The 26202-nt window shown below is 70.2% G+C and carries 28 protein-coding genes and 1 pseudogene; 8 read left to right on the plus strand and 21 right to left on the minus strand.

Annotated elements, in window-relative coordinates; genetic code table 11:
- Nucleotides 1-95 precede the first annotated feature (95 nt).
- A complete protein-coding gene (gene cyaB / locus C463_RS15745; RefSeq protein WP_008445759.1) occupies nt 96-698 on the plus strand; it encodes a class IV adenylate cyclase in 603 nt (200 codons plus the stop codon).
- Nucleotides 699-703: 5 nt separating this feature from the next.
- On the opposite strand, the gene C463_RS15750 is transcribed toward cyaB, so the two are convergent.
- Nucleotides 704-1180, minus strand: coding sequence for a MaoC family dehydratase (locus C463_RS15750; protein WP_008445760.1), 477 nt, complete (start codon nt 1178-1180; stop codon nt 704-706).
- A gap of 84 nt (nt 1181-1264) precedes the next feature.
- Here C463_RS15750 and C463_RS15755 point away from each other — a divergent pair, with 84 nt between their 5' ends.
- Both C463_RS15755 and C463_RS15760 read left to right on the plus strand, forming a co-directional pair.
- On the plus strand, nt 1265-2125 hold the full coding sequence (locus C463_RS15755; RefSeq protein WP_049906045.1) for an HpcH/HpaI aldolase/citrate lyase family protein: 861 nt from the start codon (nt 1265-1267) through the stop codon (nt 2123-2125).
- Between the two features lie 67 nt (nt 2126-2192).
- Nucleotides 2193-3446 carry a Glu/Leu/Phe/Val family dehydrogenase gene (locus tag C463_RS15760; protein WP_008445764.1) on the plus strand — a complete coding sequence of 418 codons (1254 nt, stop codon included), beginning with the start codon at nt 2193-2195 and terminating at the stop codon, nt 3444-3446.
- A 36-nt stretch (nt 3447-3482) separates the two neighbouring features.
- On the opposite strand, the gene C463_RS15765 is transcribed toward C463_RS15760, so the two are convergent.
- The 5 genes from C463_RS15765 to C463_RS15785 form a co-directional block, all read right to left on the minus strand.
- Complete coding sequence (locus tag C463_RS15765; RefSeq protein WP_008445766.1) at nt 3483-4196, minus strand: diphthine--ammonia ligase; 714 nt, start codon at nt 4194-4196, stop codon at nt 3483-3485.
- Nucleotides 4197-4325: 129 nt separating this feature from the next.
- Nucleotides 4326-4895, minus strand: coding sequence for a DUF7110 family protein (locus C463_RS15770; protein WP_008445768.1), 570 nt, complete (start codon nt 4893-4895; stop codon nt 4326-4328).
- A gap of 178 nt (nt 4896-5073) precedes the next feature.
- A complete protein-coding gene (locus C463_RS15775; protein ID WP_008445770.1) occupies nt 5074-5418 on the minus strand; it encodes a glutaredoxin family protein in 345 nt (114 codons plus the stop codon).
- An 86-nt stretch (nt 5419-5504) separates the two neighbouring features.
- Nucleotides 5505-6140, minus strand: coding sequence for a transcriptional regulator GfcR (gene gfcR / locus C463_RS15780; protein ID WP_008445771.1), 636 nt, complete (start codon nt 6138-6140; stop codon nt 5505-5507).
- Nucleotides 6127-7197: a glucose 1-dehydrogenase gene (locus C463_RS15785; protein ID WP_008445773.1), complete on the minus strand. Its 1071-nt coding sequence runs from the start codon at nt 7195-7197 to the stop codon at nt 6127-6129. Before C463_RS15785 ends, gfcR begins: the two co-directional genes overlap by 14 nt.
- Before the next feature lie 103 nt (nt 7198-7300).
- Between C463_RS15785 and C463_RS15790 the strand changes: the two are divergent.
- The 4 genes and pseudogenes from C463_RS15790 (at nt 7301) to C463_RS15805 (ending at nt 10000) form a co-directional block, all read left to right on the plus strand.
- Nucleotides 7301-8085, plus strand: a pseudogene (locus C463_RS15790) (NRDE family protein).
- Between the two features lie 125 nt (nt 8086-8210).
- Nucleotides 8211-9095, plus strand: a complete 885-nt coding sequence (locus C463_RS15795) for a metallophosphoesterase family protein (RefSeq protein WP_008445776.1) — start codon at nt 8211-8213, stop codon at nt 9093-9095.
- Nucleotides 9096-9168: 73 nt separating this feature from the next.
- A complete protein-coding gene (locus C463_RS15800; RefSeq protein WP_004598213.1) occupies nt 9169-9522 on the plus strand; it encodes a helix-turn-helix transcriptional regulator in 354 nt (117 codons plus the stop codon).
- A 118-nt stretch (nt 9523-9640) separates the two neighbouring features.
- Complete coding sequence (locus C463_RS15805; protein WP_008445779.1) at nt 9641-10000, plus strand: hypothetical protein; 360 nt, start codon at nt 9641-9643, stop codon at nt 9998-10000.
- A gap of 42 nt (nt 10001-10042) precedes the next feature.
- Here the strand turns inward: C463_RS15805 and C463_RS15810 are convergent, their stop codons facing one another.
- From C463_RS15810 to C463_RS15875, 14 genes are all read right to left on the minus strand, one after another.
- On the minus strand, nt 10043-11821 hold the full coding sequence (locus C463_RS15810) for a Na(+)/H(+) antiporter subunit D (RefSeq protein WP_008445788.1): 1779 nt from the start codon (nt 11819-11821) through the stop codon (nt 10043-10045).
- Complete coding sequence (locus C463_RS15815; RefSeq protein ID WP_008445790.1) at nt 11818-14031, minus strand: cation:proton antiporter; 2214 nt, start codon at nt 14029-14031, stop codon at nt 11818-11820. Before C463_RS15815 ends, C463_RS15810 begins: the two co-directional genes overlap by 4 nt.
- Nucleotides 14028-15659 (minus strand): proton-conducting transporter transmembrane domain-containing protein, encoded by a 1632-nt coding sequence (locus tag C463_RS15820; RefSeq protein ID WP_008445792.1) that lies wholly within the window; start codon nt 15657-15659, stop codon nt 14028-14030. Before C463_RS15820 ends, C463_RS15815 begins: the two co-directional genes overlap by 4 nt.
- A complete protein-coding gene (locus C463_RS15825) occupies nt 15652-16152 on the minus strand; it encodes a cation:proton antiporter subunit C (protein ID WP_008445793.1) in 501 nt (166 codons plus the stop codon). The genes C463_RS15820 and C463_RS15825 overlap by 8 nt, the downstream gene beginning before the upstream one ends.
- Nucleotides 16152-16868, minus strand: a complete 717-nt coding sequence (locus C463_RS15830) for an MnhB domain-containing protein (protein ID WP_008445795.1) — start codon at nt 16866-16868, stop codon at nt 16152-16154. Before C463_RS15830 ends, C463_RS15825 begins: the two co-directional genes overlap by 1 nt.
- Nucleotides 16865-17455 carry a DUF4040 domain-containing protein gene (locus C463_RS15835; protein ID WP_008445797.1) on the minus strand — a complete coding sequence of 197 codons (591 nt, stop codon included), beginning with the start codon at nt 17453-17455 and terminating at the stop codon, nt 16865-16867. Before C463_RS15835 ends, C463_RS15830 begins: the two co-directional genes overlap by 4 nt.
- Nucleotides 17452-17787: a monovalent cation/H(+) antiporter subunit G gene (gene mnhG / locus C463_RS15840; RefSeq protein ID WP_008445806.1), complete on the minus strand. Its 336-nt coding sequence runs from the start codon at nt 17785-17787 to the stop codon at nt 17452-17454. Before mnhG ends, C463_RS15835 begins: the two co-directional genes overlap by 4 nt.
- Nucleotides 17784-18089, minus strand: coding sequence for a cation:proton antiporter (locus tag C463_RS15845; RefSeq protein ID WP_004598222.1), 306 nt, complete (start codon nt 18087-18089; stop codon nt 17784-17786). The genes mnhG and C463_RS15845 overlap by 4 nt, the downstream gene beginning before the upstream one ends.
- Entirely contained in the window at nt 18086-19366 is a 1281-nt protein-coding gene (locus C463_RS15850; RefSeq protein ID WP_008445807.1) for a monovalent cation/H+ antiporter subunit E, read from the minus strand. The genes C463_RS15845 and C463_RS15850 overlap by 4 nt, the downstream gene beginning before the upstream one ends.
- Before the next feature lie 220 nt (nt 19367-19586).
- Complete coding sequence (gene coaBC, locus C463_RS15855; RefSeq protein ID WP_008445808.1) at nt 19587-20756, minus strand: bifunctional phosphopantothenoylcysteine decarboxylase/phosphopantothenate--cysteine ligase CoaBC; 1170 nt, start codon at nt 20754-20756, stop codon at nt 19587-19589.
- A gap of 52 nt (nt 20757-20808) precedes the next feature.
- Nucleotides 20809-21408, minus strand: coding sequence for a hypothetical protein (locus C463_RS15860; protein WP_239638925.1), 600 nt, complete (start codon nt 21406-21408; stop codon nt 20809-20811).
- A gap of 92 nt (nt 21409-21500) precedes the next feature.
- Nucleotides 21501-22658 carry a DUF63 family protein gene (locus tag C463_RS15865; protein WP_049906047.1) on the minus strand — a complete coding sequence of 386 codons (1158 nt, stop codon included), beginning with the start codon at nt 22656-22658 and terminating at the stop codon, nt 21501-21503.
- Nucleotides 22659-22755: 97 nt separating this feature from the next.
- On the minus strand, nt 22756-23205 hold the full coding sequence (locus C463_RS15870) for an Lrp/AsnC family transcriptional regulator (protein ID WP_008445813.1): 450 nt from the start codon (nt 23203-23205) through the stop codon (nt 22756-22758).
- A gap of 80 nt (nt 23206-23285) precedes the next feature.
- A complete protein-coding gene (locus C463_RS15875) occupies nt 23286-24056 on the minus strand; it encodes a 4-phosphopantoate--beta-alanine ligase (RefSeq protein WP_008445814.1) in 771 nt (256 codons plus the stop codon).
- Between the two features lie 112 nt (nt 24057-24168).
- On the opposite strand from C463_RS15875, the gene C463_RS15880 reads away from it, so the two are divergent.
- Nucleotides 24169-24405, plus strand: coding sequence for a hypothetical protein (locus tag C463_RS15880; RefSeq protein ID WP_008445815.1), 237 nt, complete (start codon nt 24169-24171; stop codon nt 24403-24405).
- A gap of 57 nt (nt 24406-24462) precedes the next feature.
- Here C463_RS15880 and C463_RS15885 read toward each other — a convergent pair whose 3' ends face one another.
- Nucleotides 24463-26163, minus strand: coding sequence for an acyl-CoA mutase large subunit family protein (locus C463_RS15885; RefSeq protein WP_008445816.1), 1701 nt, complete (start codon nt 26161-26163; stop codon nt 24463-24465).
- Between the last annotated feature and the right edge of the window lie 39 nt (nt 26164-26202).

A 26202-nucleotide genomic window follows, 5' to 3' on the forward strand; every position in this document is an offset into this window, starting at 1 on the left:
GCGGCCGACGCGCCGGCGCACGGGCCGCGGGGGCTCGTCGCGGAACTCCGCTGAGTCCCGCGCCGCTTATGAACGCCCCGGTCGCATCCCCGGGCATGTACGAGGTCGAGATCAAGGTCCCGGCCGAGTTGGACGCGACGCGGGAGCGCCTCCGCGAGGCCGGCGCCGAGCGCGTCGCCGCCAAGCGACAGCGCGACACCTACTACGACGCGCCGCACCGCGAGTTCGCCGAGACCGACGAGGCGCTCCGGATCCGACGCGAGACGCCGCTGTCGGACGGCGACGGGTCAGGAGAGGGAGACCGCGACGGGTCGGCGGAAGGGGGCGCCGACCCCGCGGCGACGGTCACCTACAAGGGCCCGCTCCTCGACGAGGCCTCGAAGACCCGCGCCGAACACGAGACGGGCGTCGACGACGGCGAGGCGCTCGCCGCAGTGCTGTCCGGGCTCGGCTTCGAGCCGGCCGCGACGGTGGAGAAGAAGCGCGATTTCTGGGCGTACGACGGCTTCACGGTGACGCTCGACGCCGTCGCCGGGCTCGACGAGTACGTCGAAATCGAGCGCGCCGTCGAGTCGGAAGGCGAGGTCGACGCGACCCGCGAGGCGGCGATCGAGGCGCTCGACCGACTCGGCCTCGACGCCGGCGATCAGGTGCGGACCTCGTACCTCGGGCTGCTGCTCGCCGACGAGGACGACTGACGGCCTCAGTCGCTCTCGTCACCCTCCGGCCGCTTCTCGGAGAGGACGGTGCGCTCGAACTCGCAGACGAGGACGTCGTCGTCCCCGTCGACGACCTTGAACGCCTCCACGCGCATGGTGACGACGCCGCGCTCGCCGTCGCTCGTCTCGCGCTTGTCGGTCACCGTCGACCGCGCGCGGATCGTATCGCCGTGGAACACCGGGTTCGGGTGTTCGACCCCGTCGTACGAGAGGTTCGCGACGATGGTCCCGTCGGTCGTCTCGGGGATCGAGACCCCGACCGCGAGCGACATGGTGTACAGCCCGTTCACCAGTCGCTCGCCGAACTGGGTCTCCCCGGCGAGGTCGGCGTCGAGGTGGAGCGGCTGCTGGTTCATCGTCATGTCGCAGAAGCGCTGGTTATCGGCCTCGCTGATCGTCCGGCGCTTCGCGTGGTCGATCGTCTCGCCGACCTCGAACTCCTCGTAGTACAGTCCGGGCATGGCCCGTCCGTCGCCCGGCGCCGTGAAATCGGTACCGCTCTCGGGGCCGGCGGATTTTAGCCGCCCGCCCGCGGAGCCGGATACATGCCACGCCGAAGTCTACTGTTCTCGCCCGGCGACAGTCCTGACCTCATGCGGAAGGCGCCCGGCGCCGGCGCCGACGTGATCTGTTTCGACCTCGAAGACGCCGTCGCCCCCGGGCGGAAGGACGAGGCGAGGGCGGCGGTTCGCGAGGTGCTGGCGGGTCCCGACTTCGACCCGGACGCGGAGGTCTGCGTCCGGCTGACCGCCGAGTCGCCCGCGGCCGACCTCGACGGCGTGTTGGGGAGCGACGCCAACGGGAGCGACGACATCCGCCTCGACGCGGTGATGCTCCCGAAGGTGGAGGCGGCCGACCGGGTCGAGCGCGTCGCCGAACTGTGCGCCGAGCGCGGGCGCGACGCGGCCGTGTTCGCGCTCGTCGAGACCGCGGCGGGGGTCCTCTCGGCCCGGGAGATAGCGGCCGCGGACGCGACCGACGCCCTCGTGTTCGGCGCGGAGGACCTCGCCGCCGACGTGGGTGCGACCCGGACCGACGAGGGGACGGAAGTGCTGTACGCCCGCGAACACGTCGTCCTCGCGGCGAGCGCGGCCGACGTCGACGCGGTCGACACCGTGTACACTGACTTCTCCGACGAGGACGGGCTCCGAGAGGACGTGGCGTTCGCACGCCGGCTCGGCTACGACGGGAAGCTCGCGATCCACCCGGCGCAGGTGGCGCCGATCACCGAGGCGTTCACCCCGGACCCGGAAGAGGTCGAGTGGGCCGCGGCCGTCCTCGACGCGCGCGACGAGGCGGAGCGCGAGGGGCGCGCCGTCTTCCAGGTCGACGGCGAGATGATCGACGCGCCGCTGATCGCGCAGGCGGAGCGCATCCTCGACCGAGCGCCCGACGGCGACCGGTGAGGCCGGTGGACGCGGCCACTATGGGGCCGTCCGTCACAGTTAACCACCGGCCACCAGAGGTGGAAGTATGTCTTCTGAGGCGAACCCGTTCGAGAGTCTGCGAGAGCAGGTGGACGACGCCGCGGCGGTCGTCGACGCCGACTCGGGCGTCATCGAGCGGCTGAAGAAGCCGGAGCGAGTGCTGGAGACGAACCTGACGTTCGAGCGCGACGACGGGTCGCTGGAGACCGTCCGCGCGTACCGCTCGCAGTTCAACGGCGACCGGGGGCCGTACAAGGGCGGGATCCGCTATCACCCGGGCGTCACCCGCGACGAGGTGAAGGCGCTGTCCGGGTGGATGGCGTACAAGTGCGCCGTCGTCGACGTCCCGTACGGCGGCGGGAAGGGAGGAATCGCGATCGACCCGGCCGACTACTCCGAATCCGAACTGGAGCGGCTCACCCGCGCGTTCGCGACCGAACTCCGCCCGCTGATCGGCGAGGACCGAGACATCCCCGCGCCGGACGTCAACACCGGCCAGCGGGAGATGAACTGGATCAAAGACACCTACGAGACGCTGGAGAACACCACCGCACCCGGCGTCATCACGGGGAAGGCTCTCGACTCCGGCGGCAGCGAGGGTCGCGTCGAGGCGACCGGTCGCTCCGTGGCGCTGTCGGCCCGCGAGGCGTTCGACTGGCTCGACCGCGACCTCGCGGGCGCGACGGTCGCCGTCCAAGGGTACGGCAACGCCGGGTCGATCGCCGCCGCGCTGCTCGACGACCTCGGGGCGAGCGTGGTCGCGGTGTCCGACTCCTCGGGCGGCGTCCACGACCCCGACGGCCTCGACCCGCGCGACGTGAAATCGCACAAGGCCGAGACCGGGTCGGTGAGCGGCTACGCCGGCACCGACGCGCTCACGAACGACGAACTGCTCACGCTCGACGTCGACTGTCTCGTGCCGGCCGCGCTGGAGAACGCGGTGGACGCCGACCTCGCGGCGGACGTCGGTGCCGACCTGATCGTCGAGGCCGCGAACGGTCCGCTCACGCCCGACGCCGACGACGTGCTCGCCGAGCGTGACGTCCACGTCGTTCCCGACATCCTCGCGAACGCTGGCGGCGTCACCGTCTCGTACTTCGAGTGGGTCCAGAACCGCCAGCGGTTCAGCTGGACCGAGGAGCGCGTCAACGAGGAGCTGGAACGGGTGATCACGGACGCGTTCGACACGCTCGTCGACACCTACGAGTCGAACGAGGTCCCCAACCTCCGCACCGCCGCGTACGTCGTCGGCACCGGTCGGATCGTGGACGCGTACGATCAGGCCGGTAACTGGCCGTAGCGGACCGTTTCAGCCGATTCAAGGATCGACGCCGAACTACTCCAGCCGCGCGTCGCGGATCTCGACGTGCCCGCGGTCGCCCTCCCACACCGCGTCGTACGTCAGGTCGATGCGCCGGCCCATGTGCGGCCCGTCGACGACGTACGTCTCGAACTCGCCGCCCTCGCCGAGCGGGTGAACGCCGTACTCCTCGCGGAGCGCGAGCAGGTCGTCGAGCGCCTCCGCGTCGTACCGCCGCCCGAGCCACGACTCGTCGAGCCCGTACGCCGCCACCTGAACGATCCGGATCTCGAAGCCCGCGTCGAACATCGCCTCGGCGAGTTCGACCGGGTCCCGCTGCCACAGCGGTGCGAAGAGGTCGATCTCGAGCCGGTCGCACATCGCCTGAATCCGGCTCGTCTGGAACTCGCTCTCGACGGCGCCGGCCGTGACGCCCGCGAGGTCGACATCGTCCGCCGCGGCTATCTCCCGCAGCGCGGCCTCCATCGGCTCCAGTTCGGCGTCGCCCTGCGCGCCCGCGTCGTCGACGTCGTCCGCGCCGAAGTCGTCGGGCGACACCTCGACGAGTTCGATCCCGACGCTCTCGGCCGCGAGCGCGGCCAGCTCCGTCGCCGGCGTGTGGTACATGTACGAGTCGCCGGCGGGGTGGACGGTCAGCAGTCGCGAGACGTCGAGCCCCTCCTCGAGGGCGCGGTACAGCGCCCACGAGGAGTCTTTCCCGCCCGAGAAGAGGCTCACCCAGTTGCTCATGAGCGGGAGAGGGAGTCGCGCGGATAAAGGGTCGGCGGTCGGCCCGCGGCGGCCGTGTTCGGCGGAGTACGCACCGGCGGGGCCGCGTACCGCGTGCGACGCGAGGTCGGACGCGACGAGCGCGCCGCCTCAGTCCGAGATGAACTCGTTGTCGCGCCAGTTGACGCCGCCGTCGCCCTCGCCGGCGCCCTGTGGGCTCTCGACGACCTCGATGCTGGCCGGACGCGGCTCGCCCTCGACGATCCGCGTCGCCTCGAGCTCGTCGTCCTCTTCGGTGATCGCGGTCAGCGTCCCCTTCTCGGAGAGCGTCGCGATCTTACGGAGGACGCGGAACATCGGGTACTGGAGCGCGGAGTTCTGGAGAACGGTCTCGCGGTCGCCCTTGAAGCAGGCGAACTCGACCAGCTCGGAGGGGATCTCCTCTTCCTCGTCGTCCATCCACTGCGGGCCGCCGGCGCGGGGTGGCTCTTCTTCCCAGACGCGGGTCTCCGTGACCGACGCCTTCAGCTGCGCCGTGGGCGTGTACTTGCTGATCGACTCGTCGTCGGACAGGGCCTTGATGATGAGTGTGTTGTTTCGACGCGTGATGTCGATGTCGTCGATCTCCTGCGGTAGATCGGGATCTTCGTCGAAGTACGTCTCTACGTCTTCGAGTGGCAGTTCGAGCGTCGAATGAAGTCGGAACACGCGGCCTGTCATTGTTTGTGGAATGCGGTGGGGTCGAACCGGTGGTCACGGCGGCAGCGGCGACTGCTGCACCTACCTTACGTAGGCACCGTGGGTTTATATGGACTGCCCTTCGAGGTGTGAGGATCGGTGTGACGAGCGCACACGCCGCGTCACGGACTCGGGTCGGAGCGCGAGGCGATCTCCGCCCTCACTCGGCGCCGAGTTCGGCCGCGAGCTCGCCTCGTTCGTCGAGTTCGCCGAGCACGTCGCTGCCGCCGACGAACTCGCCGTCGACGAACGTCTGCGGGATCGTCTCCCAACCGCTGTGGGACTCCAGCGCCTCGCGGTACTCCGGCAGCGCGGGCAACACGTCGACCGTCTCGAACTCCTCGACGTGCTGGGAGATCAGCTCGACGGCGCGCTGGGAGTAGCCGCACTGCGGCATCAGGCGGTTCCCCTTCATGAAGAGTACCACGTCGTTGTCGGCGAGAACCGTCTCGACGCGCTGTTCGATCTCTTCGGCGTCGGCGTCCGCTTCGGGGCTGAACGTCATACAGCGCTGTACGCGTCGCCGACGCAAATGGGTTCCGCACGGGTACGGCGGGGCGGGCCGGCCGGCGACCGGCTGGCTGCCCCGGCTTACTCCTCGCGGTCGACGCGAACCACGTCGACGAGCGAGTAGACGGGGACGCCGTCGATGTCGTCGTACCCCATCTTGTCGACGAGGACGACGCAGGCCACCGGCTCGCCGCCCTGCTCGCGGATCGCGTCGATCGACTCCCGCATCGTCGTCCCCGAGGTGATGATGTCGTCGACGACGTAGCAGTCGCGGTTCCGGATCGCGGCGAAGTTCCGCGAGAAACCGCCGCCGTGCTCGTCGATGTCCCCTTCCTCCCACTGGTGTTTCGCGGGCGCGTACGTCCCGAGGTCGGTGTCGAGCCGGTCCGCGACCGCGGTCGCGAGCGGCGCGCCGGCCTTCTCGATGCCGACCGTCAGGTCGACTTCCTTCCCCTGTTTGGCCAGCAGGTCCGCCATCGCGCTCGCCGCGTAGCCGAGGCGCGTCGAGTCGCGCCCGAGCGCCGACCAGTCGACGTGGATGTCGGCCGACGCCGTCGCGTCCGCGGGCGCTTCCCCCGCCTCGGCGCCGCCGCTGCGCTCGACCAGCCAGCTCGCCGTCTCGCGGGAGACGTTCAGTTCGTCCGCGATCTCTCCCTTCGAGAGCCCCCGCTCGGCGAGCTCGGCCGCGCTGTCGATGAGGTCGTCAACGTTCTTCATACGCGATAAATTCGACCGCCGTTTTAATAGTCGTGTCGTCATCCGCGAACGCGGCTTCGAACTCGTCGAGCCCGTGGATTCCCGTCACGAGATCGCCGAGGAACTCCGCGGAGAGCCCCGAGAGGGACTCGACGGCGGACTCGAAGTGGCCGTACCCGGAGTTGACGCTGCCGACGAGCGCCTTGTTGTGGAGGACGAACTCGCGGTGGAGCCGGCCCCCGTCGATCTCGAACTCCCAATCTCCCGGGACGCCGAGGAGCGCGCCGACCCCGTTCGGAGCGAGGGCCTCGATCGTCTCGAAGGCGTGCGGCGCGTGGCCGGTCGCCTCGAAGACGAGGTCCATCGGCTCGTACGCCTCCGGCACGTCTGGGATCGCGGTGTCGTTCGAGTTCACGTACGTCGCTCCCAGCGACTCGATGATGTCGATGGTGGGGTCGGGGCGCTCGCGCCGCCCGAGACAATAGATCCGGTCGAACGACTCGTCGAGGGTCGCGACCGTCAGCAGTCCGAGCGACCCGTTCCCTAACACGAGCGCCGACTCGGGCTCCCAGCCGAACGCCGACCGGCTGGCGTACGCGTGTTCGATCGCCTTCTCGGCGATCGAGATCGGCTCCACGAGGAACCCCCACTCCGCGAGCGCCGACGGAATCTCGACGAGGAACTCCGCCGGGCTGGTAAAGTATTCGGCCATGAACCCGTGTGCGCCGACGATGCCGCGCTCGTGGTACTCCCCGTCCGGCGCCATGTCTGGTTCGCCGCGCGCGAAGTACTCGTTGGCGCCGTTGGGCGGCCGGCGGACCGTCGGGACGACGACGTCGCCGACCTCGAACGGCGTGTCGTTCGGGTCCTCGACCACGCCGACGGCCTCGTGGCCCAACACGATGTGGTCCTCGCCCGCGGGGGTCCCCCCGTGACCGCCGGCGATGACCTCGTGGTCCGTCCCGTCGACGCCGACTCGGAGGGTCCGAACCAGCGCCTCGCCCGGCGCGGGTTCCGGTCGCGGCTTCTCTGTCACGACCGGTTCGTCGGCTCCCTCGTAGACGGCAATCGCGTCCATATCCGGATCCACGCGGTCAGTCACCAAAAGATTTCTTTTATTGTGAGTAAACGCGTGCGTGGGACCCCGTGGATTTTTCAGTCGCTCGGGCGTACTCGGTGGCGTGTGTACCCTGACTCTCGCGTGGCGGGCGTTCGGCGACGCTCCAGTCGCGCTCGCGGCCACGCGCGACGAGGCGCTCGACCGCCCGAGCGAGCCGCCGGCGGTGCGTGGCGGCACCGACGATGACGGCGGCGTCCGGTACGTGGCCCCGCGCGACGCCGAGGCCGGCGGGACGTGGATCGGCGTCTCCGAGGGCGGCCTCGTCGTCGCGGTCACGAACCGATGGCTCGACGCCGACCGCGATGGCGACCGCTCGCGCGGGCTGCTCGTCCGCGACTGCCTGACGGCCGCCTCCGCCGAGGCGGCGGTTAAATCGGTCGAGCGCGAACTCGACGAGCGCGCGTACGCCGGCTTCAACCTCGTCCTCGCCGACGACCGCGCGGCGTTCCTGCTGATGTACGACGGCGGCCTCGTCGTGACCCGACTCGATCCGGGCGTCCACGTCGTCGGCAACGTCGGGGGGGTGGTCAACGGCGCGGAGCGGTTCGCGGTCCCCGAGCGCCGACGGGAGTTCGGTGAGGGCGCGCCGACAGCGCCCGGCGGATCGCGGCCGCGCTCGTCCCGGAGCCGGGCGAGTCGGGCGCGTCGTGGCTCGACCGCGCGAGCGGCGTCCTCGCGGACCACGAGTACGGCGCCTGCCTCCACGGCGAGGGGTTCGGGACGCGCTCGTTCACCCGGATCCGGACCGGCGACGACCCCGCCGTCGCGTACGCCGACGGACCGCCCTGCGAGACGCCCGCGGATCCGGTCCCGCTCCCCGAGGAGTTCGCGGTCGGCGACGCCTGAGCGGAACCCCCCGACCTGCGACGCGACTCCGTCCGGGACCGGTGCTTCGAGAGATAGAACGAGTATGCGCCTCAATACCATACCGTGCGGAACGTTTTCACCTCGGACGTGAACGTTCAGGGACGATGCGGCTCCTCGTCTGTGGCGACCTCCATCTGAAGCCCGCGGCCGACGACTACGACCTCGACGCGGTGTCGCCGCCCGAGGACGTCGACGCCGCGCTGGTTATCGGCGACCTCACGCACCGGGCTGGCGACGACGACGCCGACCTAGCACGTCGGTTCGTCGAACGGCTCGCGCCGGACGTTCCGGTCGTCTACGTGCCGGGGAACCACGACCCCGATCCGATGCCGGCCGAGGTGGTGGCCCCCGTCTCCGGCGCCACCGCGGAACACCTGAGCGCCCGGACGCTCGGGGACCTCACGGTCGTCGGCTGGGGCTGCGAGCGCCGGTCGCTCACCCCGCCGCTCCCGCAGACCGAGTTCGACGCGCTCGACCCACGGACGTTCCCCCGCGAGGACCGCCGCTACGTGGCCGACCGGATCGCCGACGACCTGCTCGACGCGTGTCACCGCGTCGTCAGCGGATCGGCGTCGGTCCGGGAGGCCGCGGCGTCGCTGGGGATCGCCGACGACGAGGCCGCCGCGTTCCATCGGGGCGTCGAGACGATGGAGGCGACGTACGAGCGACTCTCGGAGCGCCTGGGCGGTCGCTCCGACGCGCTGCTCGCGACCCACGTGCCCCCGTTCGGCACCTCGTTTGACCGTCACCACGCGGTCGGCACGCGCGAGACGGACCGCGAACACCTCCACACCGGATCGATCGCGCTCGCCCTCGCGATCCGAGACCACGACGTGTTCGCCGCGTTCAGCGGCCACTCGCACGCGTTCGGATACGACGCCGGCGAGGGAGGAGACGGTCGGCCACACCTGCTCAACCTCGGCTTCCGCGGCGTCGGGGTCGCGACGGTCGATCCGTCTCGCGGGGAGTTCGCGTTCACCCGCCGGTGAGACGCCGGTCGTGCGGCCGCGGCGCGTGTGATCGGAAAGCCAGTTTTAAGCGATTCGGGAGGCGTGAGAGAGTATGAGCGCGTCCGAAATCGAGTCCGACCTGTCGGCGGACGAGCGCGCCGGCCTCGAACTCATCCGCGAGACCGGCGGCATCCACCAGAGCGACTTCTGGAAGGAACTCGACGTCTCCTCGCGCAAGGGGAGCCGCATCGCCGAGTCGCTGGAGGAGGCCGGAGTCATCCAGCGCGAAGACACCGTCTACGACGGCCACAACACCTACTATCTGGAGCCCGCACCGCGCGACCTCGACTTCTCGCTGCTGATGGCCGACGATATGCTCTCGCCGTTCATCGGTGAGGAGGAGGTCGACGCGCAGGCCGACGCCTTCTCGCAGTGGATGATGAACCTCGCGTACGAGGAGTACTGAGCCGCCTCGATCGAGCCCTCTCGCACTGATCCGCCTCGGCCGACCCCGCTCGCCGTTTAACCACGCCGCTGACCGCGCGTATCGACGACGAACGTCTTCAGTACCTGAACGGACCCCCATGAAGCGCGCCCTCCCGCTCGCGGTCGGCGTCGGTCTCTCGGTCGCTTTCGGCGTTCACCAACTGGCCCCGGTCCGCCCGACGACGTTCGGGACCGCCGCCGTCTACGCCGGCGCCGCGTACTTCTACCTCGGGTTCGACGTCTCGCTGCTCGGAGAGGCGCCGCGGTTCAGCGACCCCGTCGACCGGGTCGGCTACGGGCTGGGCCTCTTCGGTCTGAGCGTCACTCCGATTCTGTTCGCGCACTATGCCGGGGGCGACGACGGAGCCGTTCTCGGCTTCGTGATCGCGTTCTTCGGTGCGGTCGCGTTCCTCACGCTCAGCGAGCAGGCCAGACGCGTCAGTGACGGAACGGAGTAACACCGGACAAAAGCCGCCGAGCGCGGGCGATTCGACCCCGCGTCAGAGCAGCAGGGAGGCGAACAGCGCGACCCCGGCGGCGAGCGTCAGGAACAGCACGCTCCGACCGATACCGGCGCGGATCTCCGTATCGACGCCGGCCCGCGAGAGCGTCTCGCGTGGACTGGTCGCGGTCCGCATCGTCGCGCCCGCCAGCGCCATCGTCGCGCGGTCGACGGCCGCCCACAGTTCAGTGACGCCCCACACCGAACCGCGCCCGAGGTAGAAGGCGGCCGGGAAGAGGACGGCGTCGACGTCGGGCATCCGGTGGGCGAGCCAGCCGAGCGGGCGCTTCAGCGCGAAGAAGCCGGCGAAGCCGGCGACCAGCAGCGCCGCGCTCTCGACCAAGTGGCTCCGGCTGTACGGCTTGAAGTACACCTCGTCACTGAGGATGAGGTCAGTGAACGGCATCAGCTCGATCAGCTGGGTGTAGAAGACGCCGAAAAAGACGCACGCGCCGGCGGCCAACAGCATTCCGACCGTCTGGAACGGGGTAGCGTCGTCCGGCGACAGCGTCGCCGAACCGTGGAAGAACATGTAGTAGCCCAGCTTGATGAACGACATGAACGTCCCAACGCCGCCGAGGACGAGCAGCCACCAGAGCAGCCCGCTGTCCAGCAGAAGGACGTACTCGTGGACCTCGTGGGCGGAGTCGAGTACCATCCCCTTCGAGATGAAGCCGTTGAAGCCGGGCACCGCCGTAATCGAGGCCGCGCCGACGAGGTAGACGAGGAAGGTGACCGGCATCACGCGCCAGAGCCCGCCCATCTCGCGGATGTCCTCGACGCCGGTCCGGTAGACGACGACGCCGACCGCCATGAACAGGAGGCTCTTGTAGAGGACGTTGTTGAACAGGTGCGCGAAGCCGCCGACGACGGCGAACTCGCCGACCGCCGTGGCGAGGCCGAACCCGGCGAGCATGTAGCCGAGCTGGGCCTGGATGTGGTACGACAGCAGCCGGCGCGGGTCGTACTGGAGCAGCGCGAAGAACGCACCGTAGACGGCCATGAACCCGCCGAGGTAGGCGAGCCACATGCCGCCCTCGGGGAACGCACGGTACATGACGTAGGCGGCGGTCTTCGTGGTGAACACCGAGAGGAACACCGACGCCGCGACGTGCGGGCGCGGGTAGGTGTCCGGCAGCCAGCTGTGCAGGAAGATGAACCCGCAGTTGATCCCGATGCCGACCGCCGCGAGGACCGCCGCGGCCGGGTGGATCCCGACCGTTTCCGAGAACAGGAACGTCCCCGCGTTCACGAAGTGGACGACGACGGCGGCGAGCAGGATGGTCCCGCCGGTCCCGTGGAACAGCGCGTAGCGGTACCCCGCGCGTACCGCCGCCCCGCCGTGCTGCCAGACGAGCAGCGTCGAGGTGACGGCGGTCAGCTCCCAGAAGAAGATCAGGGTGAGCCAGTCGCCGGCGTAGATCGTCCCCAGGGTCGTGGCGACGTAGGTCAGCGCGAACGCGGTCACCCACGTCGGCGCCTCGCTGCCGTAGGCGTACAGCACCGCGGCCGTCGCGAGGAACCCGACGACGACCCCCATCAGCAGCGAGAACTGGTCGACGTTGAAGAACACGACGTCGAAGCCGAGGAACGTCGTCGCGAGGTGTGCGCCCGTGCCGCCGTCGCCGAGCAGCACCGCCTGCGCGAAGGTGAACGCCGTCGCGAGCGCGGCGACCGCGTGTCCCGCCCGCCGCGGCAGCGCCAGCACCGCGAGCGCCGCGAACGCGAGCAGGATGTACGGCGGAATCGACGCGAGGAGGCTCGTGGGCACCGTCACGGGCGCACCACCCCCTCGGGAAGCCGCGTGTCGACGATGAGCTCGATCAGCTCGAGGAAGCCCATCTCGTAGGGGATCACGCCGAGTAGCACCGCGAGCGTCATCGCGGTGAGGATCGGCCCGAGCGTGAACCACGTCGACTCGCGCCCGCGGAGGGCGTCGAGCCCGGCGATGTGTTCCCAGCCGCCAGCCGGCGGCCCGCCGTGGTGGCCGTCGTCGTGCGTGTCAGCGTCGTGACCGCCGTGCGGGTCGTCGTCGTGGTCGCCGTGCGGGTCGTCTGGGCCCCGATCCTCGTCGGAGGCGCGGTCCGCTTCGGCGTCGGCCGCACTCAGGTCAGACACACTCTCGTCGGACGCGTCACCGCGTCCGGGTCCGAACGGCACGTCCGCGTCGGAGGGGCGCTGGTCGACCGCGTAATCGCCCGTGTCGACGCGCTCGGCCGGCTCCGAGAAGTCGCGCTCGCTCGTGTCGAAGTCCGGTCGGACGACGCCGTCCTCGTCGGTCGGCAGGTCGTCGAGGTCGGCGTCCGGCACCGCGGACTCGTCGACGCCGTCCGCGTCGGGCGTCGAGTCGTCGCCGCCGCCCGCGTCCGCGACGATGTCGTCCACGCCGTCGGCGTTCTCGGCTTCACCGTTCTCGTCTTCGGCGTTGTCTTCGTTCGCGTCGTCACCTGCGCGGCCCCCGTCGGTCGCCGCGTCGTCACCTGCGCGGCCCCCGTCGGTCGCCGCGTCGTCACCTGCGCGGCCCCCGTCGGTCGCCGCAGCGATCGACCGCGACTCGCCGCCGAGCGGGAAGTCGACGAGGGGCTTCGCGTCGTGGGCGTCCTCCGCCTCGAAGAAGGCGGTGTAGATGACCGGCCAGAAGTACGCGATGTTGAGCACGCCGGAGAGGAGCAGCGCGCCGGCGAGGTAGTACGCGACCGGGGTGAAGTTCATCCCCATCCGCACGCCGCCGATCAGCATGTAATACTTGCTGACGAAGCCGGCGAGCAGCGGTATCCCCGCCATTCCGAGGGAGGCGATGGTGAAGGCCCCCATCGTCAGCGGCATCCGTTTGCCGATCCCCGCCATCTGCGAGATGTAGTCAGTGTGGGTAGACACGTGGATGTTGCCCGCGCAGAAGAACAGGGTGAGCTTCATGAACGCGTGCGCCGGGATGTGAAGCAGCGCGCCCACGAGCCCGTACCAGCCGAACAGCCCGAGCCCGAGGATGATGTAGCTCAGCTGGCTGATCGTCGAGTAGGCGAGCCGGCGCTTCAGGTGGTCCTTCCGGAGCGCGATGAGCGAGGCCGCCGTGAGCGTGATCGCGCCGATAGTCGAGAGGACGAGGCCGGCAGTGAACCCGAACGGAAGCGAGAGGTCGAAGACGAGTTCGGGACCGAACACGTCGAGGACGACCCGCGAGACGCCGAACGCGCCGGACTTGACGACCGCGACCGCGTGGAGCAACCCGGAGACCGGCGTCGGCGCCACCATCGCCTCGGGGAGCCACTGGTGGAGCGGCATGATTCCGGCCTTCACGCCGAACCCGATCGCGAGCAGGAAGAAAGCCAGCATCGCCAGCCCGGGGTCGGCGTTCGCGAGTTCCGCGATCCCGCCCGCGGTGAAGTCGACGGAGCCGGCGAGCAGGTAGACCAGCGCGGTGCCCGCCAAGACGAGGACGCCGCCACCGAACATCGTGTACGCGAGGTACTTGCGGCCGGCCGAGCGCGCCTCGGCCGTCTCGTCGTGTGCGACGAGCGGGTACGTCGCGATCGACAGCAGCTCGTAGAAGACGAATATCGTCACGAGGTTGCCCGCGAACGCGATCCCCATCGTCGCGGCCAGCGACACCGCGAACGCCGCGAAGTACCGGGTCTGGTTCGGTTCGTCAAGCCCGCGCATGTAGCCGATGCTGTAGAAGGAGGTGATTATCCACAGCCCGCTCGCGAGGAACGCGAACAGCATGCCGAGCGCGTCCGCGCGGAGCGCGAACTCGATCGGCGCGCCGATCCCGGGGAGGAACGCCCCGAGCGTCCACTCGAAGGTCGTGCCGTCGAGGACCGCCGGCAGCATCGACGCGACGATGCCGAACTTCACGAGCGACGCGACGAGCGTCCACCCCTCGCGGACGTTCGGCGAGCGGTACGACGCGACGATGAGGAACGCCGCGACGAACGAGACGAGAACCGCCAGTAGGGGTCGTGGGTCTGAGAGTACAACGTCTGTCATGCGAACACCTCCGCGAGGAACGGGCCGAACCACTCCGCGAGCGCGAAGCCGCCGAAGCCGAGCGCGACCGTCGCCAGCACCGCCAGTCCGAGCGCGAGCAACGGCGCCGTCGGGACTCGGTCGGGAACGAGCCACGACCGCGGAGCGCCCTCGACGGGCGCCGGAAGGCCGTCAGCCGTCTTCGCCGGTGATTCGTTGCGACCACCGACCGCGGCGGCGTCCCCGCCGTCGGTGGCCGCGTCGTCGTCACCGCGGTCCCCGAATATTTCGCCGTGGTCGCCGGGGAGCCCGGCGCCGGCGAAGTAGAACCGCTCGATCAGGCGCGCGACGTACGACAGCGTGAACAGCGTGCTGACGAATATCGCCGCCGCGACCGCGATCCCGACCGCGCCGCCGCCGGCGAGGCCGGCGTCGACCGCCCCGACGCCGATGTACCACTTGCCGAGGAAGCCGATCGAGGGCGGGATCCCGACGAGTCCGAGGCCGAGGACGGCGACCGCACCGGACGTGTACGGCGCCGCGCGGGCGGCGCTCGCGAGGTCGCTCATCTGCCGGCTGCCGTAGCCGAGCGCCAGCAGCCCGATCCCGAGGAAGAGGCCGAACTTCATGATCCCGTGACCGATCAGGTGGACGATCCCGCCGAGCAGCGCCGTCTCGTTCGCGAGCGCGACGGCCGCGCCGATCATCCCGAACTGCGCGACCGAGGAGTACGCGAACATCCGCTTGAGGTTCGACTGCATCGCGGCGAGCGCAGAGCCCGCGACGATCGAGACTGTCGAGACGACGAGCAGCGCGGTCGCGATCCCCTCGTTCGCCGCGAGGAAATCGACGGTGAACACGGTGTAGGTCACGCGGATCAGCGCGTAGGCGCTCGTCGTCGAGACCAGCGCCGCGACGACCGTCGTGACCGAGTCCGGCGCGCGCTGGTAGGCGTCGGGCTGCCACGAGTGGACCGGGAAGATGGCGATCTTCAGCGCCAGCCCGGTCACGATAAACGCGTAGCTCGCGCGGACGAGCGGGTCGCCGTAGCCGGCCTGCGCGACGATCTGCGCCTGGACGTCGAGCATGTTCAGCGTCCCCGTCGCGAGGAAGACGTAGCCGACGCCGAGCAGGTACAGCGAGGCGCCGACAGTGCCGACGACGAGGTACTTCAGCGAGGCGTACGCGCTCGCGCCCGACCGGTCCGAGGCGATGAGCGCGTACGTCGTCAGCCCGGTGATCTCGAGGAACACGAACAGGTTGAACAGGTCCCCGGTGAGCACCATCCCGACGAGGCCGCCGACCAGCAGGAGGTACGCGCTGTAGAACGGGTTCCCGCGGGGGCCGGCCACGCGAGCGAACGCGAGCGTCGCGACCGAGACCGCGGCCACGAGAAGCAGCACCGCTACCGACAGCCGGTCGGCGACGAGTTCGATTCCCACCGGCGGGAGGAAGCCGCCGAGGGCGTGGTCGAACGGGCCGTTGACGACGACCTCCGCGGCGATCGCTGCCGCGATTCCGGCCACCGCGGTCGTGCCGACAGCGGCGATCGGCCACCCGACGCGGTCGTACCGCAGACCGAGCGCCAGCGGCAGCGTCGCCGCCACGATGGGGACGACGACCGCGAGCGGTAGGAGGACGTCAATCATCCGTCTCACCTCCCGCGTCGGGCGCGCCGGCAGATCCGTCGGCGGCGGGCTCCCCGTCGGTGCCCGCCGCGTTCGGCGAGCGCCGGGCGGGGATGGAGCCCTCGTCGCGGAGCAGTTCGCGGAGCGTGTCGGTCCGTAGCGTGCCGTACTCGTCGTATATTCGGATACACAGCGCGAGCCCGACCGCGGTGAGGCTCACGCCGACGACGATGGCGGTGAGCACGAGGACGTGCGGCAGCGGGCTCACGTAGAGCCCGCCCTCCGGACCCCCGATCGGGACGATGGGGATCGATCCGCCCTCGACGTACGCCGAGGCGATGAACAGCAGGAATATCGCCGTCTGGAACAGGTTGAGTCCGATTATCTTCTTCACGAGGTTCGGGTTCGCGATCATCATGTAGAGGCCGATACACAACAGCAGTGCGAACGCGACGTACGCGTGTCTCGTCGCGAGGATATCGACCGCGCCACCGGCCGATGCGAGCGCGAACACTACGGCTCACCTCCGTCGGCCGCGGCCGGTCCCCCAGGGTTCGACTCCCCGTCGAGGGACTCGGCGTCGGTCGGCTCGCCGTCACCGTCGGTGCCGTCGCCGACCTCGTCGTCGAAGGCGTCCGCGTCGGCGAACCCGCCCGCGTCGCTGAACCCCTTCGCGAGGACGAAGAACAGCCCCATGAGTACGCCGGCAACGATCGTCCCGATCCCGAGGATCTCGACGCCCTCCATCCCATACTTGACCGGGTCCGGGATCGGGAGCAGTTCGTACTGCAGGAACGCGCCGCCGAGCGCGACCGGGACCAGCCCGATGCCGGCGAAGACGAGCGCACCGCCGACGGCGAGCGCGACGACGACGGTGTTCGCGAGCCACTGCCGGGTCGCCTCGATCCCGAACGCGAACGCGATCATGAACACGACCGCGGCCACGATCGCGCCGCCCTGGAACCCGCCGCCGGGCGAGCCGCCGCCGTGGAAGGTGACGAACAGGCCGTAGGTGAACGCGAACGGCGTGACGATCTTCACCGTCGACATGATGACCTGACTCTCCGTGTACGGGGTCCCCTGCCGACGCTCCGAGTCGAGTCGCCCGTCGCTTCGCGGCGGCCGGTCGCGACCAAATCCGCCGTCGGTGGCGGGCTTCGAGACGGCGTCGGTGTCGGCGGCGTCAGTGTCTGCGGCGTCAGTGTCGACGCCGGAGTCGGAGCCGCTCATGCGAACACCTCCCTGTGGAGGACGATGAGGGCGGCGATCCCGGCCGCGAACACGACGACCGCCTCGCCGAACGTGTCGAACCCGCGGAACGCCGCCAGCACGGCCATCACCGTGTTCTCGACGTGCGTCTCCGCGTACGTCTCGGCGATGTACCACTGAGTCACGTCCGGGTTCGACCAGATCGGCGCGTCCGCTGAACCCACCGCGGGAATGTCGCCCATCGTGAGCATCAGCCCGGCGAACAACAGGCCGGCCGCGCCCGCCGCCGGCAGGTTCACCGACTCGAATGCGGCCTCGTGGTCGAGCCGGGTCGTCTTCGCGAGCGTGAGGAGCAGCAGCACGGTCGTCACGCCGGCGGAGATGGCGGCCTCCGTCATCGCCACGTCCGGCGCGCGGTAGAACGTGTACAGCGCGGCCATCCCGAGGCTGTAGGCGCCGAAGATGATCACGGCCGCGAGCACGTCGCGCGCCAGCGCGGTGAACAGCGCGGTCAACACGACGAAGACGAACAGGCTCGCCTCGATGGCGGTGACCTGCGCGACCACCGGCGCGCCGAGGGGGCCGGCCGACGCGAGCGCGCCGGTCATCGGCGGTCGTCCCCCTCGATCCACGGCACGATTCCCTCCTCGAAGGCGGCCCGGGCGATGGCGTGGGCCGCGGTCGGGTTCGTCACGAAGATGAAGAACAGCAAGAGGACCGACTTGAATCCGGCCCCCGCCAGTCCGACGGTGATGGCGACGGCCGCGAGGCCGAACCCCGCGCCGAGCGTGTCGGCCTGCGAGGCGGTGTGTGCCCGCGAGTACACGTCCGGCAGGCGGAGCACGCCTACCATCGAGACGAACGAGAAGAACAGCCCGAGCAGCGTGAGCGCGACCACGAGCCACACGCGGGCCGTCTCCGTCGCGGCGGCGGCGGTCACAGCACACCACCCCGCTCGACGGTGAACTTCGAGATGGCGATGGCCATCAGGAAGTTGAGCAGCGCGTACACTAAGGCGATGTCGAGGAACGTCGGCTCGCCGAGCGCCGCGCCGAGGATGGCGAGGATGACGACGGTGTTCGTCCCGAGGACGTTCACCGCCAACACCCGGTCTTGCATCGTCGGCCCGACGACCGCGCGGTAGAGCATGCCGACCGCGAGGACGGCGAAGCCGGCGGCCGCGACGAGCAGGAAGTCGCCGAGGGTGTAGCCGGCCGCGAGCGAGGCGTCCACGAGGCTCATCGGTCGGTCACCTCGTCGGAGGCATCGTCGCTACTGATGCTACCGTCGCTCGCGTCGGCCGCGTCGATTCCGTCAGCCGCGTCGCTCGCGTCGACAACTCCGCCGGCGGCGGCGGCGATGGGCAGTTCCTCGGTGGCGTCGGGGCCTTGGAGGATCGCGACATCGTCGCGCTCGCGGGGGGTCGGGAGCCGCGCCGACCGGCGACCGTAGTAGATGAAGCGCGTCCACCGTTCGAGGGAACCGTCGAACAGCCCCTCGCGGGCCCACGGGACGAGCGAGTGGACGTAGAGGTCGCTGTCGCGGGCGCGGACGGTGAGCGTTCCGGGCGTCAGCGTGATCGAGTTCGCGAGCGTCATCAGCGGGAGCCCGCTCCCGACGATCACCCGCATCCGGTTCATCGTCGGCTCGATCGGCATCCGGGGATCGAGGATGACGCGCGCGACGACGAGGTTCGCCTTCAGGATCTCGAACAGCAGCACGGGGACGTATATCAGCCCGCGGAGGATCCGCATCGGGGTCCGCGGAATCGCCGGGTTCGAATCGAGGCTCACCCGCGAGAGGGTGATCGAGACGATCGCGGCGGTCGCGACGCCCGTCACGGCGTCGAACCAGTAGGTCGGGTTGCCCAACAGGAGGTAAAAGGCCAGCGACAGCCCGAACAGCGCCACGAACCGGCCGGTGGTGGCCTCGGTCCGAAACCGCTCGCGTCGCGTCGGCCGGTCGACCGGGGCGGTCTCGACCGACAGCGGCGTGTTCGAGAGGGCGAACTCCAGCGGCTGGAGCAGCGTCGTGTTGCCCACCGGGGTGTACTCGGGGTCGAGGACGACGCGGTCGGCGTCGTTCGCCTCGGCGTACTCCGCGAGGACGCGGACGTAGTCGTCGGCGCCGAACAGGTAGTCGTCGGCGCCGAGCACCGCCGTGACGACCTCGACGTCCGGGGCGGCGGGCGCCTCGGAGTCGTCGAGGTCGGCGGTCGTCCACGCCGCGGCGCGTTCGAGCACGCGCTCTGCGGCGGCGGCCCGCTCCTCGCTCTCCGGGTCCCCGTTCCGCCACGAGGCGATCTCGACGAGGTGGATCGCGGACGCGCCGTCGGCCGCTGCGGCCTCCGCGACGTGGGCGACCGTCGAGCGCAGCGTGGAACTCGGCTCGACCGGAACGATGACCGCGCCGGCCGACCCCGACGCCCCCGTCGCGTCCGAATCGGCGGCAGCGGCGGCGGCGTCCGGCGCGTCGCCGTCGGGGTCGTCCCCGCCGGACGCCGGGTCGGCGTCAGCCACCCACCACACCTCCCACGGAGCCGTGCGTGACCGTCTCGTTACACATGGTATGTCTATCCGTGTGGTTACTCCAGCGCCTCAAAACAGTTTGTATCCGCGGAGACCCTGCCGGCTGCGGGCGATACCGTCCGCGCGGCTCACGGGCGTCACGGGGGCGTCGTGGAGCGTCGCAGCGGCACCGAGTTGCTGGTCGATCCGGTCGCCGCTCGTCGGCCGCCGCTCAGGCCGACGCGTCGAGCGCCGCCGCGAGCCGGTCGGCGATGCGGCCGGCGACCGCGTCCTTCGACCCCGCTGCCTCCTCGGGATCGGTCCTGTCCTCGCCGACGAGGAGGACGCGCGTCTCGTCGTCGCCCATCACGCTCGCGTCGTTCGCGACGACGAACGCCAGTCCCACGCGGTCGCGGATGCGCTCGGCCTCCGCGACCATCGCCGCGTCGTCGCCGGACGTTTCGGCCTTGAACCCGACGATTGGGAGGTCGGGGTACGCCTCGCGCACCGAGTCGATGAGCTTCGGCGTCGGCTCCAGTTCGACCGACAGCGGCGACCCGGACCGGATCTTCTGGTCGACCGCGTCGGCGGTGAAGTCGGAGATGGCGGCCGCGGAGATCAGCGCGTCCGCGGTCGCCGCGGTCCGCCGACAGGCCGCCATCATCTCGTCGGCCGTCTCGACGGGGACCACGTCGGCGTACGGGACATCGGGGCCGTCCTGAACGAGCGTCACCCGCGCGCCGCGGACGTAGAGCGCCCGCGCGACCGCCCGCCCGGTCTTCCCCGACGCGCGGTTCGTCAGGATGCGGATCGGGTCGATCCGCTCTTTCGTCGCGCCCGCGGTGACGACGACGTGCGCTCCGGAGAGGGACTGCGAAGTCGTCGCCCTCGCGACCTCCGTCACGATGTTCTCCTCGGCCGCGATCTTCGCCTTCCCCTCCTCGATCCGCGGGTCGGCGAAGCGGACGCCCCACGACTCCAAGCGATCGAGCGCGTCGAGGACGCCCGGGTGGTCGTACATCGGCTCGTGCATCGCGGGCGCCATCACGACCGGCACGTCCGCCCCGAGCGCGGTCGTCGCGCAGGTCGTCACGGGCGTGTCGTCGACGGCCGCGGCGATCTTCCCCGCGGTGTTGGCGGTCGCGGGCGCGAGCAGCAGGGCGTCGGCCCACCCCTCGCGGCCACAGAGTTCGACGTGTTCGACGCTTCCGGTGATCTCGGTGACGACCGGCTCGTCGGTGGCGAAGTCGACCGCCCAGGGATGAATGATGTTCGTCGCCGCCGGGGACATGACGGCGCGCACGCTCGCGCCGTAGCGGCGCAGTTCGTGCGCGAGTTCGACGACCTTCACCGCCGCGATGCTCCCCGAGACCCCGAGCGCGACGTTGACCCCGTCCAGCATTACCGAGACCGTTTCCCCCGCGGCGGCTTATAAGATGCCGTTGCGGCTCCGGTCAGGACCCGTTCGGCTGGTCGCCGTCCTGCGGCGCCGGGAAGTCGGCCGCAGACAGCAGCGCGCTCACCGGCTCGGTCTCCAGCGCTCCGAGCACCCCGGTGGCGGGCCCGGTCACCAGGGCGGCACCGGCCCGTTCGTTGGCGTCCTCCACCGACAGCCCGTCGACGCCGGCCGCGTACGACTCCAAGTCGTCGACCGCGGCCGAGACGATCTCGGCCTGCGCGTCGAGCAGCTCCGCCCGCGCCTCATCCTGCGAGAGGTTCCCGTCCTCGACGCGCGTCTCGATGTCCTCTCGGGCGGCCTGGATCTCCGATCTGACGTCGAGCGCGACCGTCGCGCTGGCGCGGTCGCCCTGAGCGTCGCTCCCGTCGCCCGCGCTGTCGGTCCCGTCGTCCGCCTGTCCGGGCGCGTCGCCGTCCGACCCGTCGAGGCCGCCGCAGCCGGCGAGCCCGAGCGTCGATCCCGTCGCCGCGGCCGCCAGCACGCGTCGTCGCGGTGTGTCCATCACGGTCGCGCTCGGCTCTCGGCCCACTTGTCGGTTCCGTAGACGAGCCCCGCCGCGGTCGGCGACCGTCTCCCGTCGGCTATCGAGTCGCACGAACGCTCGCCTCGTTCGCCTCGCCTCCGGGGACGCGGCGCGGCGCACCGTCCGCCCGCGAGTCTCCGTGTGGCACCCGGCGGGACCCTCGCTCAGACGCCGAACGTCGCGCGCAGCATGTCCCGCGTCCCGGGCCCGAGCCCGACCGCAAGCACCGTGATCAACAACAGCAGCGTGTAGCGCGGCGACTCCTCGTACATCTCGCCGTTGAACACCCAGACGACGAACGTCGCGGCCGCGAGCTTCACGAGGAGGAACGGCCACGCGTCGCCGGTGACCGAGAGGATCGACTCGGGCAGCAGCCGCCCGGTCCAGTCGACGATGAGCGCGTTCACGACGTGTTTCGGGACGAGGTTCGCGGTGTCGGTCAGCGCGGGCATCCAGTTGAGCCCGATCACGTTCGCGACCCCGTCGATCGCGTGGCCCCAGATGATCACGATCCCCGCCGCGCCGGTCCCCTGTCGGAGCGTCGGAATCTGCCGGGTCGCGATCGCCCACGTGACCGCGGTCGCGAGCGTGGCGATGGCGAGCGTCGGGACGAGCACCTGCGGGTAGAAGGTGACGTAGCCGGTCGTGGCCGCGAGGTACGAGAGGTAGCCGACCGCGAGCGCGAGCCCCGCCGCGCCCGACGCGAACAGCGGGCGCGCGTAGTCGTCGACGACGCCGCGGCGTTCGAGCCCGTACGCCGCCAGCACGCACGCGAGCGTGAACAGGAATATCGTGAAGTAGATGAACGGGCTGATCAGTATCGCGCTCGCGGGGAAGGCGATCAGCGGTTCGACGCCGGCGTCGGTCGCGGCGACGCCCGCGTCCTCGACGGTCCGCATCGCCCCGCCGAACAGCATGAACGGGAACAGCGCGTAGAAGAACCGGAGCTCCGTCGCGATGTCGAGCCGGCGGAGCAGGAAGACGACGCCGATCAGCATCGCCAGCAGGATCACGACGTAGCTTACCGTCGAGAAGGTGGTGTACCCCGGGGTCGCCACGACCTCGCCGGCGCTCGCGGCCGATTGACACGCCGCGCTGCTGCCGAGCAGTTCGGTGGTGCCGCCGACCTCGCGGACCGCGCACTGCGCGCCCTCGCCGTCCGCGACCACCGGCCCCCAGAAGTAGCGCCAGAGGAACCGGTCGTAGACGACGCGCGGGAAGACGAGGGATCCGACCGCCAAAAGCGCCGTGATGCCGCCCACGACCGCCGCCCACGCGCGCTCCGGCGACGGGTCGAACCCGTCGGCCACACCTGTGCTCATGGTCACCGTTCGGGGAGGTCCCGAGTTGAGCGTTCCGGTCCCGTGCGAGCGCGGTACGGCGGCGAGCGGTCCCGCGACGGCACCGGCCCGAGCCCGCTTACAGCGGCGGTCCCGGCTGCTCGTAGTCGGTACCCAGGATGACCATCGTCTGCGAGCGCGAGAACCCCTCGGTCTCCGCGATCCGCTCGAACATCAGCTCCCGGAGCCGGTCGGTGTCGGCCGCGACGACCCGGAGGATGACGTCCCACTCGCCGGTGGTGAGGTGGATCTCGCGCACCCCGTCGATGCCGCGGAGGCGTTCAAGCGCGTCCTCTTCGCGGCCCTGCTCGACGCGCAGGCCGACGAACGCGCCGACGCCGTAGCCGACCGATTTCGGGTCGATGTCGGCGTGGTATCCCCGGATGACGCCCTCGTCTTCGAGGCGGCTGACGCGGTCGTGCACGGTCGCGCTGGACATGTCGATCCGGCGCGCAACCTCCGAGAACGGGGTCCGCGCGTCCTCCTGAAGGATCCGCAGGATCGCCCGGTCCGTCTCGTCGAGTTCCATACCGTGTGTTAGGGGCGGCATAGTCTTTTGCCTTCCGGCGGAGGAAGCGACGGAACGACGCTGAACCCGAACCGACGGAACTACTCCGCGTCCGCGTCCCGGTCCGCGAACGACCCCTCGCGAATCGCCGCCTCGGCCGCGTCGAGCGCGGCGTCGGCGTCGAACTCGTCGACGACCCGCTTCAGTTCCGCGGGCGTCGCGTCCGCCAGATCGCGTGCGTGTTCCGTCACGTTCGGCACCGCGCGCAGGAGGTTGTCGAGTATCGGCACGTCGGCGGTCCGCGGCGAGCGGCTTCCGGGGTTGAGGTCGATCACTATCTCCGTCTTCCCCATCGCGTCGAGCGCGGCGGCGCGGTCGCCGTCCTCCAGCGGGACGACGACGACATCGGCCGCCTCGATCCCGTCAGCATCGACGACGCCGCGCGCGTGGTCGAGCCCGGAGATCTCGCCGTCGCCGGCGAGGCCCTTCACCTCGGCGGCGCCGTGGTCGCGGAGGTGGTCGGCGATCCGCCGGACGCGCTCGTCGGTGTGGTTGAACAGGTTCACCTCCAGATCCGCGTCGACCGCCTCAGCGAGGTCGACCGTCTCCGCGGGCGCGAGCGCGGCCACGTTCCCGTTCACCGAGATCACGGGCCGGTCGGCGAGCAGGAGCGTCGCGGCCGCGGCGCGCGCCGCGTCGTCGGCGCTCGGGAGCGTGCGCTCGCCGAGGAGGTAGTCGAACGCCTCGCCGCGCCCCTGTGCGATCAACCCCTGCTTCGAGGTGATTCCCCGCTCGACGCCCGCCTCGATCCGGTGGCGCGTCACGAGCGACGCGTAGCGCGGGTGATCCTCGGGGATCTCCGTCTCCGTCATACCCGAGCGAGGCGGTGCGTCGGTTAAAGTGGTGCGTTCGCCATCACCCTGTGTATCCGTGGTACCATACCACACAAATATTAATCAACGTCGACACGTAGCGCAACCCGGGATGGACCGTACCGGTAAATACACCGTCGTCGACGCGTGTAACGACCACGGAGCGATCACCCTCCGTGAATATCCCCGAAACGGAACGCTGTACGTCGTCGAGTACGACGATCCCGACATCGAGTCGGCGCTGTCGGAACTGGAGGTCGGTTCCGTCGTCGAACTCGACCTGCGGCGAGCGGGCCGCCGGGGCAACGCGTGGTGCGCGGAGTCCGCTCGGGCGGTCGAAACCGGGTGATCGACGCGGGTCGGTCACCGTCCGTCGCGGTCGGTCGCTTCTTTCGGTCCGGTCCCGTCAGGCGACGCCGATCCGCTCGCGGTACGTCCCGTGTTCCGCCTCGAACACCGCCATGATCTCGCCCATCGTCGCGTACGCCTTCACCGCGGTGACGATCTCAGGCATGGCGTTCTCGCCGGCCTCGACGGCGTCGCGGAGGTCGTCGAGCGCGGCGTCGACCGCGTCGTCGTCGCGCTCGGCCGTCACCGACTCCAGCCGGTCGAGCTGTCGCTCGCGGGTGGTCTCGTCGACCTTCAGCAGCTCCGGGCGCGTGTCCTCGTCGACCTCGTAGGCGTTGACCCCGACGACCGTCTCCTCGCCCTCGTCGACGCGCTCCTGGTACTCGTACGCCGACTCCTGAATCTCGCGGTGGAAGTACCCCTGCTCGATACCGGTGAGGACGCCCTCTCGCACGGAGCCGTCCCCCATCTCCCTGATCTCCTCGATGTATTCCATCGCGTCCGCCGCCGTCTCGTCGGTGAGGCTCTCGACCGCGAAGGAGCCGCCCAGCGGGTCGACGATGTCGGCCGCGCCCGACTCCTCGGCGATGATCTGCTGGGTCCGGAGCGCGACCCGCACCGCCTGCTCGGAGGGAAGTGCGAGCGCCTCGTCGAAGGAGTTGGTGTGGAGGCTCTGCGTGCCGCCCAGCACGCCGGCGAGCGCCTGAATCGTGACGCGCGCGACATTGTTGAGCGGCTGCTGGGCCGTCAGCGACTGGCCGGCGGTCTGGGTGTGGAACTTCAGCTGCTTCGACGCCTCGGCCTCGGCGCCGTACCACTCCTCCATCACCTCGGCGTAGATCCGGCGGGCGGCGCGGAACTTCGCGACCTCCTCGAAGAGGGAGTTGTGCGAGTTGAAGAAGAAGGAGAGCTGCGGGGCGAACTCGTCGACGTCGAGCCCGCGGTCGAGGCACGCCTCGACGTAGGCGAACCCGTCGGCGAGGGTGAAGGCGAGCTCTTGGACCGCCGTCGAGCCCGCCTCCCGGATGTGGTAGCCGGACACCGAGATGGGCTTGAACGAAGGGGTCTCCGCGACCGCGAACTCGATCGTGTCCGTCACCAGATCGAGGGAGGCCGCCGGCGGGATCACCCACTCCTTCTGCGCGATGAACTCCTTGAGCATGTCGTTCTGGAGGGTCCCGCGGAGCTCCTCGCGCGGAATCCCGCGCCGGTCCGCGAGCGCGACGTACATCGCGTAGATCACCGGCGCGCTCGGGTTGATCGTGAAGGAGGTCGACACCTCCGCGAGGTCGATGCCGTCGAACAGCACCTCCATGTCGCGCAGCGTGTCGACCGCGACGCCCTCCTTGCCCACCTCACCGAGCGACATCTCGTCGTCGGAGTCGATCCCCATCAGCGATGGCATGTCGAACGCCGTCGAGAGCCCGGTCTGCCCCTCGTCGATCAGGTAACGGAACCGCTCGTTGGTCTCCTCGGCGGTGCCGAATCCCGCGAACTGGCGCATCGTCCACGTGCGACCCCGGTACATTGTGGGGTAGACGCCGCGGGTGTACGGCGGCTCGCCTGGGAAGCCGAGGTCCTCCTCGTAGTCGAGGTCGGCGAGGTCGTCGGGCGTGTAGATGCGGTCGACCTCGCGGTTCGACACCGTCGCGAACCGCTCGTTCCGCTCCCCGTGGCGGTCAAGCGTCGGGTCGAGCGTCTCCGCCTCCCACGACGCCTTCGCCTCGCGGATCTCGGAGAGCTCCTCGTCGTCGTACATGCCTCCCGGTACCCGCCGGTCGCGTATAAATATTCATTA

The sequence above is a fragment of the Halorubrum californiense DSM 19288 genome, from assembly GCF_000336875.1.
Lineage (GTDB): Archaea > Halobacteriota > Halobacteria > Halobacteriales > Haloferacaceae > Halorubrum > Halorubrum californiense.